This window comes from Varibaculum timonense (assembly GCF_027694345.1).
Classification (GTDB): domain Bacteria; phylum Actinomycetota; class Actinomycetes; order Actinomycetales; family Actinomycetaceae; genus Varibaculum; species Varibaculum timonense_A.
Genome location: NZ_JAQEVU010000003.1, coordinates 232,284 through 246,391, shown reverse-complemented (window position 1 = coordinate 246,391; position 14,108 = coordinate 232,284). Strand labels below are relative to the sequence as shown.

Annotated in this window: 14 protein-coding genes and 1 other RNA gene; 6 read left to right on the top strand and 9 right to left on the bottom strand. The window is 49.1% G+C overall.

Annotated features, from left to right (window positions below; translation table 11 throughout):
• Window positions 1–92: 92 nt before the first annotated feature.
• The 6 genes from ssrA to PG728_RS03865 all read right to left on the bottom strand — a co-directional run bounded on the left by ssrA (window position 93) and on the right by PG728_RS03865 (window position 6,982).
• Window positions 93–468, bottom strand: a transfer-messenger RNA (tmRNA) gene (gene ssrA / locus PG728_RS03890).
• A gap of 140 nt (window positions 469–608) precedes the next feature.
• Window positions 609–1,469 carry a sulfite exporter TauE/SafE family protein gene (locus PG728_RS03885; protein WP_270625947.1) on the bottom strand — a complete coding sequence of 287 codons (861 nt, stop codon included), beginning with the start codon at window positions 1,467–1,469 and terminating at the stop codon, window positions 609–611.
• Window positions 1,466–2,830 (bottom strand): anaerobic sulfatase maturase, encoded by a 1,365-nt coding sequence (locus PG728_RS03880; RefSeq protein ID WP_072509527.1) that lies wholly within the window; start codon window positions 2,828–2,830, stop codon window positions 1,466–1,468. The genes PG728_RS03885 and PG728_RS03880 overlap by 4 nt, the downstream gene beginning before the upstream one ends.
• Window positions 2,823–3,953, bottom strand: coding sequence for an ROK family transcriptional regulator (locus PG728_RS03875; protein WP_270625946.1), 1,131 nt, complete (start codon window positions 3,951–3,953; stop codon window positions 2,823–2,825). Before PG728_RS03875 ends, PG728_RS03880 begins: the two co-directional genes overlap by 8 nt.
• A gap of 31 nt (window positions 3,954–3,984) precedes the next feature.
• Window positions 3,985–5,523: a sulfatase-like hydrolase/transferase gene (locus tag PG728_RS03870; protein WP_072509529.1), complete on the bottom strand. Its 1,539-nt coding sequence runs from the start codon at window positions 5,521–5,523 to the stop codon at window positions 3,985–3,987.
• A 1-nt stretch (window position 5,524) separates the two neighbouring features.
• Window positions 5,525–6,982, bottom strand: coding sequence for a sugar porter family MFS transporter (locus PG728_RS03865; RefSeq protein WP_270625945.1), 1,458 nt, complete (start codon window positions 6,980–6,982; stop codon window positions 5,525–5,527).
• 165 nt (window positions 6,983–7,147) lie between these two features.
• Between PG728_RS03865 and PG728_RS03860 the strand changes: the two genes are divergently transcribed.
• Window positions 7,148–7,462 (top strand): DUF3039 domain-containing protein, encoded by a 315-nt coding sequence (locus tag PG728_RS03860; protein ID WP_072509531.1) that lies wholly within the window; start codon window positions 7,148–7,150, stop codon window positions 7,460–7,462.
• A 6-nt stretch (window positions 7,463–7,468) separates the two neighbouring features.
• Here the strand turns inward: PG728_RS03860 and PG728_RS03855 are convergent, their stop codons facing one another.
• Window positions 7,469–8,863, bottom strand: a complete 1,395-nt coding sequence (locus PG728_RS03855) for a nicotinate phosphoribosyltransferase (RefSeq protein WP_072509532.1) — start codon at window positions 8,861–8,863, stop codon at window positions 7,469–7,471.
• Between the two features lie 157 nt (window positions 8,864–9,020).
• On the opposite strand from PG728_RS03855, the gene PG728_RS03850 reads away from it, so the two are divergent.
• Genes PG728_RS03850 through PG728_RS03835 form a run of 4 tightly spaced genes read left to right on the top strand, consistent with a single transcriptional unit; the run spans window position 9,021 to window position 11,523 of the window.
• Complete coding sequence (locus PG728_RS03850; protein ID WP_072509533.1) at window positions 9,021–9,317, top strand: ATP-dependent Clp protease adaptor ClpS; 297 nt, start codon at window positions 9,021–9,023, stop codon at window positions 9,315–9,317.
• A complete protein-coding gene (locus PG728_RS03845; protein ID WP_072509534.1) occupies window positions 9,314–9,913 on the top strand; it encodes a DUF2017 family protein in 600 nt (199 codons plus the stop codon). The genes PG728_RS03850 and PG728_RS03845 overlap by 4 nt, the downstream gene beginning before the upstream one ends.
• A gap of 9 nt (window positions 9,914–9,922) precedes the next feature.
• Window positions 9,923–10,735, top strand: a complete 813-nt coding sequence (gene murI, locus PG728_RS03840; protein WP_270625944.1) for a glutamate racemase — start codon at window positions 9,923–9,925, stop codon at window positions 10,733–10,735.
• 2 nt (window positions 10,736–10,737) lie between these two features.
• A complete protein-coding gene (locus PG728_RS03835) occupies window positions 10,738–11,523 on the top strand; it encodes an MBL fold metallo-hydrolase (protein WP_270625943.1) in 786 nt (261 codons plus the stop codon).
• Window positions 11,524–11,567: 44 nt separating this feature from the next.
• On the opposite strand, the gene rdgB is transcribed toward PG728_RS03835, so the two are convergent.
• Window positions 11,568–12,227 carry an RdgB/HAM1 family non-canonical purine NTP pyrophosphatase gene (gene rdgB / locus PG728_RS03830; RefSeq protein ID WP_270625942.1) on the bottom strand — a complete coding sequence of 220 codons (660 nt, stop codon included), beginning with the start codon at window positions 12,225–12,227 and terminating at the stop codon, window positions 11,568–11,570.
• Entirely contained in the window at window positions 12,224–12,958 is a 735-nt protein-coding gene (gene rph, locus PG728_RS03825) for a ribonuclease PH (protein WP_270625941.1), read from the bottom strand. The genes rdgB and rph overlap by 4 nt, the downstream gene beginning before the upstream one ends.
• Window positions 12,959–13,088: 130 nt before the next feature.
• Between rph and nudC the strand changes: the two genes are divergently transcribed.
• Window positions 13,089–14,108 carry an NAD(+) diphosphatase gene (gene nudC, locus PG728_RS03820; RefSeq protein ID WP_270625940.1) on the top strand — a complete coding sequence of 340 codons (1,020 nt, stop codon included), beginning with the start codon at window positions 13,089–13,091 and terminating at the stop codon, window positions 14,106–14,108.

Sequence of the window (14,108 nt, the reverse complement as noted above, 5' to 3'; positions counted from 1 at the left end):
AGTAAACCGTCAATAACGCCCTGACAAGACATTTCACCCACCCGAGGGCAGAAAAATAGGACGCCCACTTTGTATCAAAATGAGCGTCCTAGTGGTGGAGCCGCGGGGAATCGAACCCCGGTCCAACGAATCCAGCAGTAGTATTCTCCGTGCGCAGTTTGCATAGCGTATTTCTCAGTCCCAGCCTTACCTGCAAACAAGTGGCTGACAGGCTCAGTTACTAAAAAGTCGCTGTCGCCTCAGTAACCAAGGTGACAACCAGTGGCTTCTTAAACAACGCCAGGAACCGAGGTAGAAGCACCCCCGGAGCTGACGGACTTTTAAAGGCTCGGCGCTTAGGCAGCCAGAGCGAAGTCAGTGCGGTTATGTTTAGCACTTATTTTTTCGTGAAGAACGTTAACGAGATGACCTCACATTCTCGGCACGCTTCCCTACAATCAGTATCCGTTGTCGAAACCGATCGACCCCTATTAAATTAATAAACACCCAACTTCACTTGGTAAACACCCAGTGTGAATGCTCTGACCATTATTTCTATAAACCGATTTTTAGTCAAGAGAAATATGTCACGACAAAATGCAAATAACCAATTGAAATCCTGGCAAATTTTACGCCCCTAATAACGTGGCGCTCAGCATATAAACAGCTACTAGCAGCAGCAATATGGCAAACAGGAATGTCAAAGTAGTGGATTTGGCTTTGCGGGTTAAGCTAGCGCCAATCGGACCTCCAATCATTGAGGCGAGGGCGAACGGCAGTACGCTCAGGTAATCAATCTGGATAGCGGTGCCCATTCTGGCAGCTAATCCTGCCATTGCAGCAATCACCATCACCAATAGGGAAGTAGCCGATGCCTCTTTCATGTCGAAATGCATTATCAAAGTGAGGGCGGGTACTACCGCAAATCCTCCGCCTACCCCAAAGAATCCGGTTAATACCCCGATAAGAGCGGCTGAAATAATAATAGTTATCCAGTGATGTAGGCGAGACTTGGAGCTGGGGGAGTTTTCATTTCCCTGGGAAGTTTTATTACAAACTTGCTGATTCCCATCCGTATTGGGGGACCTCATTTGTGGTTTCCCACCGGTCACATTCCCACCGGCCTCATTTTTTTCTTTAGCTGCCTTGTGAAACATTAATCCGGCAACTATTAGCAGCAGGGCAGAAAACAGATACATTAATAGCTTCGCTGAGACCAGAGAGTTTAGGAACGACCCTAAAAAAGAGCCGGTAATTGAAAGCACCCCAAATACTGCCCCTTGTTTCCAATGCACTTCTTTACGTCTGCCTATCAGGGCTATTAGGGAGGTCGCGCCCACGATTAGTAGCGAACCAGCGGCGGCATTATGGGGAGACTGTCCCAATAGATAGACCAGTATGGGAACCGAGAGGATTCCCCCTCCTGCCCCAAGTAGACCGACGATTACGCCTACGCAGATTCCAATTACTGCCGGCAAAAGTAGGCTCATTGTCTTCTTCCTTTAATCAATGCTTCTTTCATAATATCTGCTGCTGGTCTACCGCTAGCTACTAGCGCAGCCATCTGCTGCAAGGTAGGGAAAATATTGCGATAGAAATAGTGATAACCAGGACATAAATAGTTTTGAGGCGGATCCAAAGGTGTGGAGTCCTCCAGTTGGTACGGATTTCGTCTAGTCGTGGCCGATTTGACTGCTTCTGGCGGTGATAGGCGTTTACTGTCTGAGGTGATAAAGCGATCTTTAGGACAGCCCCCATAACAAAGTCGCAGGTATGGACAGTGTAGGCATTTTTGACTTAGCTGGCTCTTTTTCTTAGCGAATTCTTTAGCGCGTTCGGTATTAGCTAGGTTGAAAAAGTCTTTATCGCGCAGGTTTCCCAGTTTCCAATCTGGTTCTACCCAATGGTCACAGGCATAAACATCGGCGTTAAACTCCAGGGCGAAGTTGTTTCCACAACTTGGAGCATGTACGCAGTTGCTTATTTGCCCGAACATTGCGGCGAGAGCTGCGTCAAAATCTTGGACGAATACTTTTCCCACATCGTGACGTAGCCATTCGTTGAATACCTCCAGCAGAAACACTCCGTATCTTTCTGGCTCTACACTACGAGAGGTAACCGCCTGACCTTGCTGCCTATATAGTATCCCTACCTTTTCGTTTGATAGATTACTGTCTTTTCTTGATCTCCAACCGGCTTCTGCCTGGGCTAAATCTTTGTCATTAACTCTTTCAACTATGGGGATGAATTGAATAAAATCTGCCCCTAAAGAATCACGAAAATACTGGTAAACTTCCTGGCCATGGTCTTGGTTAGCGTGATGTATAGTGCATAAAATATTGCATTTGACTCCGTAGTTCTGGAGGTGTTCCCAGCCTTTTAACACCATATTTTGGGTGGGGCGACCAGCTCGGTTGACTCGATAGGTGTCATGATATTGTTCTGGTCCGTCAATGGAGATTCCCACCAGGAAATCGTTATCGAACAAAAACCTTGCCCATTCGGCATTTATCAGAGTGCCATTGGTTTGCAGGGCGTGTTTAACTACTTGCCCAGGGCGTCGATATTTGTCACAAAGTTCTAGAGCTAATTTATAAAAATCTAGACCCCGTAACGTAGGTTCTCCGCCTTGCCAAAGCATAGTTACGTTTCCATCAGGCTGGGCTTGCAGGAAACGCTGAATATACAGTTCGAGAGTCGCTTCGCTCATTGTTTGCTGCCGTGCGTTGTACAGCAGCTCTTTAGAAAGGAAAAAACAATACTTACAGTCCAGGTTACAGGCAGCTCCGGTCGGTTTGGTCACTACTGCAAATGGTAGTTGCCGGTTTGAAAGTGTCTGAGGGTTACTCATAGATTTTACCTATTGACTCTTCTCGTCTTCTTACAGCCAACTCGTTATAAACCGCTGCCACTGCCCCTAAGGCAACGTCACTATCAGCGAGCTTGGCGGTTACTATTTTGGGATTATGAAATAGGCGGGGAGCTACTGCTGCTGCTATTTGCTTCGACAGAGCCGGGAAGGTGTCTATGAGTTCTCCCCCTAGAACGATGGTTTTCGGATTATACAAGAGGGCTGCATATTCAATTCCTTGAGCAAGATAGGATAGTGCGCGCTGAAGAATATCTACGGTTTCGAGGTCGCCTGCCTGGGCTTTTTGAGCGAACTCGGTAAGGTTGCTAACTTTAGCTAAGCTGCACAGGGCGGGTACGCTAGTGAACTGTTCGAGGCATCCGGTGCGTCCACAATAGCAGCGTAAGTCTTGCCCCGCGGCAGGAAGATGTCCCAGTTCACCTACGATTACTGGCGAACCGGTAGTAGCATTATCTACCGTAAAGCAGCAGCTGACTCCGCCAGATATACGTATATATAGTTGCCTGTCTCCTTGGTCAGGTTGTGTTGATCGCGATTCCCCTAGCCCAGACATTTCTACTACGTTTTTAGTTACTGTCAGGCATTGCCAAAATTTGGATACTGTTTGTTCTACGCTGTTGGTTAGGTGAGGTGAGATGGGTTCGGGAATACCTACTCCCACTCCAGACAAAGAAGTTAAGTCGAGTTCTTTTAGTTTTGCGTTATCGCTGATTAACTGACAGATACTGGCTAGAGGTTCGGTCCAGTCAGAAAAAGAGCAGTAATCTTTACTAGATTTATCGAGCACATTTCCGGCGCGATCCATAATGAGCGCAGTGGCGTTATTGCGGGCAATGTTGATCCCGATTGCGTGGCCGGTTTTTTCTCGTAAATATAGGGTCTCACTTGGGCGGCCGCGAGGACGTAAAGGTGTTTCGTCCTCTGTTACTCCGGTAACGCTGGCAATACTATTAGTGTCAAAGAGCCTGGTGAGAGCGCGGCTTAGGGTTGGTCGCGATACTTTTAACGCTCTAGCTAGCTCCCTGCGAGAAGTGGGTGCTTGGCTTAGGTGCTTGACGATTCGGTTTTCTAATTCAAACGGATCGCTTAGCCGCGTTCTCATCCAGGCTCCTTTCTAGTGTATTTATCTACTATTAGTCAGTGAGTACTTCGTCAAGGTCAGACCGGGCGGTGTTGACCAAGGGAATGTCGAAATCGGTCATTGCTGCCATCCATTTTGCGAAAGAATGGTCGCCACGTTCTCGTAGTTGTTTATACAGTTCAGTGGCTAATTCTTTGCGGATTTCGTCGTAAACTGGCACGGTATAGACATTATTCATTTCTGCTGGATCTACTCGTAGATCGTACAACTCGTTGATAGATTCATGATTCATTACCAGTTTGAAATCTTTAGTGCGCAGCATTCTTTGTTGTAGCGGGAAATGGTGCCCATGGAACTCACACACGATGTTTTCGCGCCAGTTGGGAACTTCATTTCCTCGGGTTAAGTCCACAATTGAACGTCCGTCCTCGACTAGGTTTTCTGGAAGTCCTGCTATTTCCATGACGGTAGCCGGTAAGTCAATCAGCGAAATGAACTTCTCGCTGCGTCCTACTTTGGACACCCCGGGAATATGTGCGATAAAGGGAACGTTGTAAATGTCATCGTACATCGCTGGCCCTTTGTCATTCATTCGGTGCGAACCGGTAAATTCACCGTGATCAGCACAAAAGAACAAGGCAGTATCATCTAGTACTCCGAGTTCGCGGGCTACCTGCATTATTCTGCCAATCTCGTAATCAATCATGGCCACATATCCCCAATATACGGCGATTAGTTTCTTCCACTGTTCGTTGGTGAAACTTGAGGTAGACCAATAGGTTGCATAATTTTGTTGAATTGGCGGCTTACCAAATAGGGTGTCCCCGAAGTTTTCTGGTAACTCCACGTTGTCTGGGTCAATCAGGTCGAACCATTTATCTGGTAAGAAATAGGGTAAGTGGGGGCCGTAATAATGGACGTCCAAGCAGAAAGGTTTACCGCTTTGTTTCCAGTCTTTTGCGTATTCGCGTAGTTTCTCTATTGCCCGGTCGGTCAAGAAACGCTCAAAAGTTGCTTCCTCAGGTTGGTCGAGGCGGGCGGCGATAATGTGTCCGGGTCTGCCTCCTGGTAGCTCTCCTCGCCACAAATCATGGGCTTTCACCGGGGGAAGATTATTCTCTTTGAGCCAGGCGACATATTTTTCGTTCGCAACTGGGTTTTCAGCTCCCCAATAAGTGTCGTCATCGGCTCCGAATTTGTCAGGCAGATTGTATCCGCAGTGGTATTTGCCCACTATACCTACGTTGTAGCCGTGATTTCGTAGTTCTTGTGTATAAGTCCAGCTATCTAAAGGAATGTCTGTGTTGTAGGCGATATTCCATTCCGGATTGGCAAGTACCTGGTGTTTTAGGGGAAGCTTTCCAGTCATTAGGGAGGCTCTGGCGGGGGTGCAAATCGCGGTTGGGGTGAAACAGTTTGTGAAAGCAAAGCCGTTTTCACCTAATTGGTCGATATTTGGAGTTTTAGCATGGGGATTCCCTAGGCACCCAATGGTATCGACTCGGTGCTGATCGGTCATTAGCACCAGAACATTACGTACATTATCTGGGATAACTCGCGTTTTAGCTGTGCTATTGTCGGAAGTACTCATTTTAGATTCCCATCTCCTCAAGTTGTTTTCCAGATGTTTCTTGGACAAATTTTCCGGTGAAAATAACGGCTAGCACACCGAAGACAAAGAAAATCCAGTACACGCCAGCCGGTGACCAGGCAACTAGGAAGGGGAAGAAGAAAACCACTAGGAAGTTGACCAAGAAATCTGCACCGCTGGCTAGAGACATTGCGCCTCCGCGTATCTCGTTGGGGAACATTTCTCCCATCAATATTGAGAATATAGGACCCCAAGAGGAAGTGAATCCCAAGAGGAAAAGGCATAGGGCTCCCACTGCTATCCAGCCTAGGAGAGGTTGGCTAGCAACATCGGCGCTCCCATCCGGGCCGGTGGGGGCGATGGTGAATACGAGAGCCACTAGCCCTAAGGCAACGAATATCATGGTGCCGCCAATCATCAGCATTCGTTTGCGTCCCACTTTGTCAACCAGGAAGATGCCGGTAAGCACCCCCACGATTTTGAAGAAAGTTAGGAGAGTGGTTTGTTGGAATGCCATTTCTTCGCTAAACCCTACAGTTTCAAAGAGCTTATTGGAGTAGAAGAAGATACCATTTGTTCCGGTGAGCTGTTGGAAAGCAGCAATTGCCATAGCGACAAAAACCAGAGGACGCCATTTAGAGGACATAATTTCTTTAATTGTGAGCTTGCGATTTCCGCTTTGTCCAAAAGAAGCCCGAATTTGGGCAATTTTTGCCTCCGGATCTGCTTCTGCAGATACTTTAGCCAAGGTAATAGCTGCTTGTTCGTCTTTACCTACTGATACTAAGAAGCGAGGGGATTCTGGGATTAGTGCCGTCAATATAACGAATGCAATTGCCGGTATCAGTAGACATAAAAACATCCACTGCCAGGCTTTTAGCCCGAACGCCATTACCGCGAGGGATCCTTGTTCGCCGGCAATAGCTAAAATGGCGCTATTAATCCAAGCGGCTAGGAATAGCCCCAGAATAATAGCTAATTGGCGGAAACCGATTAAGCGTCCTCGAATTTCGGTGGGAGAAATCTCTGCCACATAGCCGGGAGCTACTGTAGTGGCTGCTCCGAAGCCGATTCCTCCAATCACTCGACAAAAGATTAAGAAAAAGTATCCTCCCTGAACTCCCAGTAGAGGACTGAAAGCACCGAAAATAGCTTCAAATAGCAGGAAGGGGCCTACTAGTTGTAGAGCTTTTTTGCGTCCAATTCTGTCGGAGATTCTTCCGGCGAATACCGCACCTATTAGACCTCCGATAATGCCTGCTGAACCAGCTAAACCCTGGGCAATAGTTCCTAGTTTGAAATCTCCAGCAACTGCTTTGATTGCTCCATTTATTACCATTCCTTCGAAGCCGTAAAAGAATGGCCCTAGGGTGGCAATTAGGGCGATGATGGTGGCAGTTTGTCGGGCTTTTTTAACTTTTTCGGGTGGCAGCTCTGCCACCGGGTTTGAAACGCTCATGTTCCTCTTCCTTGAAGTTTAGAGTCAGATCCGTTGCTCGGTTAAGCAAGTCTGCGGTTTTCTGGCTCACTTTCTATTAAAGAAGCTGGAAAATATGCTCAATTTGATGGACAAAAAGATTTTAGTGGAGTACCTCACTGTAATTGTTCGTCTAAAATATAAACCATGAATATACGTGATGGACTATCAGACCCAGATGAACAACACAGTCAAAGCGGAATCGGAGTCCTAGAACGTCCGGAGACCCGACGCCAAGAACCCGGTGATAAAGACCGTTACGCCCATTACGTTTCTGCACATCGCCTGGCTGCCTCGCGGATAACCGGGCAGCCGGTAGTTGCCCTCTGTGGGAAAGTATGGGTTCCCACCCGCGAGGTGAGTAATCACCCCATTTGTCCGCGTTGCGTAGAAATCAAGAAAGAAATGGATTCCAACGGGGGAGCGGACTGGCCGTTTAGAAATCCCGGTGATTCCCGCTAAAGCCCTTTAACTGCGTAAATCAGAGGAAACTGTGGGCAGCTCCACCTCGTCCTCGCGCTTTGTTAAATCAATAATTTCGGTAGGAATCGCTGCTTCCCCGGCAGATAACCTCCACCCCTGATAGGGCAGTTCGTTACGTGAGTGAATATGGCGTTCTTGAGCTTCCTGCAAAGCCTCTTTACCTACGAAACTAGCATTAGCCTGCCCATCGGTAACCAAATCCACTAATAAAGCTCGGGCGTTACGCCGCTCAAACTCTGCCTGAGCCTGCTCGGCGCTATCGGCTATCACCACCAGCTCCCCGGTCGCATAACCATCCTCTCCGCGGGCGCGACCAGCAAACTTACGTCCTCCTAAAGTAGATTTAGAGGACGAACGTTTAGCTACGTCATGAACCGATCCGTCCTCATTGACCCGCTGTACCAGTTTATAAACTAAAGCAGCTGTCGGAATTCCCGAACCGGTCACCATCTTGGTTCCCACCCCATAAGAATCGACCGGTGCAGCCCCTAAAGCGGCAATCGCATATTCATCCAGGTCGTTAGTGACCGTAATCTTGGTGCTTTTTGCGTCTAAAGAATCCAAGAGAGCACGAACTTTGAAAGCCTCCGCCACCAAATCCCCAGAATCCAAACGGACACATCCTAGTTCTCCACCGGCTTCGCGCGCCAGTTTTACTCCTCGTTTTACGGCGCGCTGCACATCGTAAGTGTCCACTAAAAGAGTGGTTCCCGGTCCTAGATTAGCTAGTTGCGCCCTAAAAGCGTCCTCTTCGCTATCGTGTATCAAAGTAAAGGAGTGTGCGGCCGTGCCAATGGTGGGAATCCCGTAACGTTTCCCTGCTTCCAGGCAAGATGTCCCTTTGAATCCTCCAATATAGGCGGCTCTGGCAGCCGAAACTGCGCTGCGTTCATGGGTGCGCCGCGCTCCCATATCTACGCAGGGACGTCCGTGAGCTGCGATAGTCATTCGCGAAGCAGCCGATGCTACCGCACAATCGTGATTTAAAATCGATAACAGCAGCGTCTCTAATAGGACGCATTCGGCAAAAGTGCCCTCTACTTGAAGCAGGGGAGAAGATTCAAAATAGCATTCTCCCTCGGCGTATCCACGAATTCGCCCTTTGAACCGATAGTCCTTTAGATAGTCAAGGCAATCATCGGAAACAATTTTCTCTCGTGACAGATAGTCGATTTCGTCTTTGGAAAACTCAAAACGTTCCAAAGCCTCGATGATGCGGGCGTTACCGGCCATCACCCCAAATCGACGTGCAGGTGGCAGGCGGCGACCAAAAAGCTCAAAAGTTACCTGCCGATTCCAGGTGCCAGATTGCAAAGTTGCATCCACCATGGTCAGTTCATACATATCGGTCAGTAGAGAGGTGGTTATCGAAGAACTCATACTTGCAGCATACTCGCAACTGGGGTGGCAGATATTTTTCTGCTCATCAGGTGGAGTTAAAGAATAAAACCTTATCCAACCAAGCATAAAAGGATGGCGGGATAAAAAAGTTTGTCAAAGCCCCCCATTAGCAGCGGATTCCTAATACCCTTAGGGTATGGTTAATGATTTGGCTTCCACTCCAGGCGCACCTACCTGTGCGGGTAAAACTACCCTTGGTAGCTGGCGGGTAGCCATCTGGCGCGATCCGGTTAATCAGCCTAGATATGTTGAAAGGGTGCTAGCTCACCAGTTTTCGATGTCCACTGAAAAAGCTAGGCGCACCCGGCTAGAGATTTTTAACCAGGGGAAAACCGAGATTGCCTACGGAACTCGGGAAAGAATGGAAGCCCTAGTACAAGCACTACATGGGTACGGCTTGCGGGCTACCCTTGGCGGACCGGAAGAAGTATGAACGCTTTCCGCCCAGTGCCGGGAGGATGGGAATGCTCACTGGGGGAAGTTGAGCGTCACCTGTTCTTAAAAGCTATTTCTGAAGTCAGAACCTTGCTTGATCCTCCGGTTTTACCTTTTGAAATCACCACCATCCTCGAGAATCCCGAGGCAGAGACGGAGGCAGAGGCTAAGGATATTCATTTAGAGAATGCTTCTTTGGATCGCTTACTTCCTCCGGGGGCTAATGATCAAAGAACCGCACAGGCAATGCGGGATTTGACCGATTCGCAGCTACGCATTCAGAAAGCTGAAAGGCTAGATTTTCTCTATGGTCTGCTCGCAAAGCAGTGCGAAAACTCGTTGTTAATAAAAAGTGGGCAGGAATGGGATTGGTTAAGCGGAGTAAATGATGTGCGTCTTGCCATATCTGGCAAGTTATATCCCGAGGAACGCGGTGATAACCCTTTGCCAGAAAAACAAGTATCTTCACAGGTGAAACCGCAATCCAGTAATGAAAAATTTGAGGAAGTTCTGGTCTCTTCCTTTTACGAATGGCTTTCTGGGTGGCAAGATTCACTGTTACAGGCGATAGATTGCTGGCCGCAGCCTAGTTAGGCTGTTTTTGTGACTAATGAATCGGCTATCGGTATTTTCGACTCTGGGGTAGGGGGTCTTACGGTCGCACGCACGGTGCTAGATGTGTTACCCCGAGAAGAAATCCGTTATGTGGGCGATACGGCGCACACCCCCTATGGGGAAAAGGATTTAGAAACCGTACGCCACTATTGTCTTTCAATCATGGATTCCCTGGTTGATTCGGGTGTGAAAATGCTGGTGATAGCCTGTAATACTGCCTCGTGTGCGGTGTTAGATCAAGCGCGTCAGCGCTATCAGGATGAACAAGGGATTCCGGTAGTAGAAGTGGTGCAACCGGCGGTTGAACAAGCACTCACCCGTTCGCGCAACGGCAAAATCGGGGTAATTGGCACCAGAGCTACGATAGAATCCGGGGTTTACCAGCGTAAACTATCTGGAATGGGGGCGGAAGTTTTTACCCAGGCCTGTCCGCGTTTCGTAGAGTTCGCCGAGGAAGGTATTACCGCTTCTCAAGAGCTTTTTGATGTCACCGAGGAATATCTAACTCCACTGAAACAGGCAGGGGTTGATACTTTAGTTCTCGGTTGCACTCACTATCCGCTGCTAGAAGGACCGATTTCTTATTTTATGGGTGAAAACGTGTCCCTGATTTCCTCCTCGTCGGCGGTGGCCAGAAAGGTTTATAGCGAACTTTTGGAGGGAAAAATGCTGCATCCTTTCGGCACTCAAAAAGCCAATCACCAGTTTATTTGTACTGAAACTAAAGACAGCTTCGCCGCTCTCGCATCTCGGATTATGGGGGCGAACTTTAATGGAATAAAGCAGGAGAAAATCGACTAATAATGATTTTAACCATCATAGGAGTAACTGGATCTATGTCGGGGCCGGCCTCGCCTGCCTCGTGTTATCTACTGCAAGCGCAAGGTAAGGACGCATTAGGGGTTCCGCACACCTATTCGGTGGTCTTTGATTTAGGGCCGGGGTCTTTCGGGCAGCTTTGGAACTATACTGACCCGACCAAACTTGATGCCCTCGTGCTTTCGCACCTACACGCGGATCATTGTTCAGATATTGTTTCTATGCAGGTTCATCGGCGTTGGCACCCGCGCGGTGCGCTCGGGCCGATTCCGGTTTATGCCCCGAAAGGGGTAAAAGATCGCGTCAGGGGACTAGATGGTTTTAGCCCGCGCGATGACTTTAGTGGCGAGTTTCAGTTCCACCAGTTAAAACAGGGGAGAGTCTTTAACGTTGGTCCCTTGGAAATTACCCCTTTTGCCTCTTGGCATTCAGTACCGGCTTTCGCGTTCCGTGTGAAAGGACCGGGTAAAGACGGGGATGCGATTTTTACCTATTCCGGCGATTCCGACGAATGCGATACTTTGGTACAGGCTGCTGCCAACTCGGATTTATTCCTCTCTGAATGTGGTTTTACCAGTGAGGACGAGGTGCGAGGAATTCATATGTCGGGCGAACGTGCCGGTAGGGTAGCCCAGAATTCTGGTACTAAGAAACTGGTTTTAACCCATATTCAGCCCTGGACTGATCGCGATGTTGCCCGCCGAGAAGCTGAGACTACTTGGCGGGGCGAGTTAGAAATAGCCCGTCCGGGGATGCGCTTTGAGCTTTAATCTCTGCTGGACTCTTGGACTCTTGGACTCTAACTTGGGGTCTGTTAGGGTCTAGCCTGAGCTGGGGTGAGATTTCCTCCGAGTTCAAGGGCGGCCGCGATAGCTGGAGCGAGGGCGCGGAAGGCTTTTCCCCGGTGGCTTAAGGCGTTTTTTTGCCCGGCGCTTAGCTCAGAGTTAGTGCAATCTTGACCATCTGCCACAAAGATAGGGTCGTATCCGAACCCTCCCTCACCTTGCGGGGTGCGAATTAAACGTCCGCTCATTTTCCCTAAGCAGTGGCGTTCTAGACCACCAGGGCAGCATAAAACTGCTGCTGAAACAAAGCTAGCTGTTCGCTGCGCATCTGGAACATCTGCCATTTGGTCAAGGAGTAGCTGCAAGTTAGCTTGGTCATCTCCGTGGTGACCGCACCAACGCGCTGAAAAAATACCGGGAGCACCTCCCATAATATCTACACAAATCCCCGAGTCATCGGTCACTGCCGGCAAACCGGTAGCTGCGCTTGCGGCTCTCGCTTTAATCAGAGCGTTCTCGGTGAAGCTCACTCCGTCCTCGACCGGTTCCGCTATCCCGAGTCCAGCGGCTCCCACAACCATATCTGAGGAGAAGCCGGGGATTAGGGGGGAAAGAATATCTGCTAATTCCCTAACTTTATGGGGGTTATGGGTAGCTAGCACTAGACGGGCAGAGCTGGGAATATTCATGCCAGCACCTTTGCTTGTAGTTCGGAAATCTGCTCGATTCCTTGACCGGCTAGGTCAAGAAGCTGATTCAACTGTGAACGGTCAAAAGGTTCCCCTTCGGCCGTTCCTTGAATCTCTATCAGTTTTCCGCAGCCGGTAGCCACAATGTTCATATCAACATCTGCGCGCGAATCCTCTTCATAAGGTAAATCCAGCAGGGGATGTCCCTCTATGAAACCGACTGAAACCGCGCATAGTGAATCTGATAGCACCTTGCCCGGACGTATCCATCCCTTTTCTTGTCCCACCTTAATCGCATCTGCAAGCGCCACATAAGCACCGGTAATGGAGGTAGTGCGAGTGCCGCCGTCCGCGCTAAGCACGTCACAGTCCAGCACAATCGTGTTTTCTCCTAGGGCGCTCATATCGACCACAGCTCGTAGCGAACGTCCAATCAGCCGAGAGATTTCATGGGTGCGTCCCCCAATTTTTCCCCGTACCGATTCGCGTCCAGAACGCGTAGCGGTGGCGCGAGGAAGCATTGCGTACTCGGCAGTCACCCAACCGAGACCGCTATCTTGCCGCCACCGCGGTACTCCTTGGGTTAGGGATGCGTTACATAGAACTCGGGTATTTCCGCAGTCGATAAGCACCGAGCCTTCAGCTTGCTTTGCCCATCCTCGGGTAATTTTTAACGGTCGCATCTGGTTAAAAGCGCGCCCATCGGCGCGGGTAAACTTTTCACTACTCACCTTGCCGATTATACGTGGAGAGCTTTTTTCTAGCATTGCTTAGTCAAATAGCTCACCTTGTCTGCATTTTTGAATTACCGCAAACCGCTTGCTGATGCCTTAAAGCGGGAAAACAGTTAGGTTAGAAGATATGAATACTCCCGCTCTGTCACGTTCCTTTATTGATCTGGATACCGGATGTCGCCAATTCGTGCACGTTCCCAGTTTGTTACGGGAGGGAACCACCGAGGTTTTTGCAGTATCAGATAAACGTCGGGTGTTGATGGAAATACCTAAAGGAGTGAGTGCCGCTCAGGGAATACCGGCTAGTCGCTCCCATATAGATGCGCCTTTAGGATCGGGCTATTTGCATCGTCTTGGAAGTGAAGAACGCGAAATATTAGGGCAGATTCAGTCCTGGGATGAGCGTTTTAACCAGGGTAAAGCCTGGTATTTAGGGCGCAACGGCGCAACTTCTCGCGTGGTCTTGTTTATTACTGATGCGCAGCTGAGCCGAATCGCGGAATATACCACCAGCTCCTTAAAACTAATGCCGCTGCGTCAAGTGGGTGCATTTTTAGTTGCAGAGGACGCGGCAATCGCTGCGCACGCGGTTTGCCTATCGGTTTGGCATTCCTATACGAGCTTTTGTTCTCGCTGTGGCGCAAGTTTAACCGTCGAGGCTGGGGGCTGGGAAATGCACTGTCCTGACTGTGCTTTCATCAGTTATCCGCGCCAAGATCCCTCTATCATTGTCGCGATTCGAGATGATAGCGACCGCCTCCTCCTTGCCCATAACACCGCTTGGAGCAGTGATTTTTATTCAATAATTGCCGGATACGTAGAGGTAGGGGAATCCCCAGAAGCAGCGGTACGTCGCGAAAGTGCAGAAGAAGTAGGTCTAGAAGTTGATGATATTCGTTATCTCACCTCCCAGCCTTGGCCGTATCCTCACTCACTAATGCTGGGCTTTTCTGCTCGCGCCCGCACGCCCTATTTCATCTTGGATTACACCGAAATAGATCGCGCTATGTGGGTTTCTCGCGCCGAATTTAAACAGTTAGTTGCAGGAAAAGAAATTAGTCCTCCCGGTCCGGCAAGTATTGCCTCGAACCTGATTGAAGATTGGTTAGGTCAGACAATTGTTCGCCCTGATACCCGTTATCTTTAA

What these genes read in the sequence shown, in the direction of transcription:
- PG728_RS03885 (WP_270625947.1), bottom strand. Translation starts at nt 1,469, where the DNA reads ATGAGCCTACTTTTGCCGGCAGTAATTGGAATCTGCGTAGGCGTAATC.
- PG728_RS03880 (WP_072509527.1), bottom strand. Translation starts at nt 2,830, where the DNA reads ATGAGTAACCCTCAGACACTTTCAAACCGGCAACTACCATTTGCAGTA.
- PG728_RS03875 (WP_270625946.1), bottom strand. Translation starts at nt 3,953, where the DNA reads ATGAGAACGCGGCTAAGCGATCCGTTTGAATTAGAAAACCGAATCGTC.
- PG728_RS03870 (WP_072509529.1), bottom strand. Translation starts at nt 5,523, where the DNA reads ATGAGTACTTCCGACAATAGCACAGCTAAAACGCGAGTTATCCCAGAT.
- PG728_RS03865 (WP_270625945.1), bottom strand. Translation starts at nt 6,982, where the DNA reads ATGAGCGTTTCAAACCCGGTGGCAGAGCTGCCACCCGAAAAAGTTAAA.
- PG728_RS03860 (WP_072509531.1), top strand. Translation starts at nt 7,148, where the DNA reads ATGAATATACGTGATGGACTATCAGACCCAGATGAACAACACAGTCAA.
- PG728_RS03855 (WP_072509532.1), bottom strand. Translation starts at nt 8,863, where the DNA reads ATGAGTTCTTCGATAACCACCTCTCTACTGACCGATATGTATGAACTG.
- PG728_RS03850 (WP_072509533.1), top strand. Translation starts at nt 9,021, where the DNA reads ATGGTTAATGATTTGGCTTCCACTCCAGGCGCACCTACCTGTGCGGGT.
- PG728_RS03845 (WP_072509534.1), top strand. Translation starts at nt 9,314, where the DNA reads ATGAACGCTTTCCGCCCAGTGCCGGGAGGATGGGAATGCTCACTGGGG.
- PG728_RS03835 (WP_270625943.1), top strand. Translation starts at nt 10,738, where the DNA reads ATGATTTTAACCATCATAGGAGTAACTGGATCTATGTCGGGGCCGGCC.
- rdgB (WP_270625942.1), bottom strand. Translation starts at nt 12,227, where the DNA reads ATGAATATTCCCAGCTCTGCCCGTCTAGTGCTAGCTACCCATAACCCC.
- nudC (WP_270625940.1), top strand. Translation starts at nt 13,089, where the DNA reads ATGAATACTCCCGCTCTGTCACGTTCCTTTATTGATCTGGATACCGGA.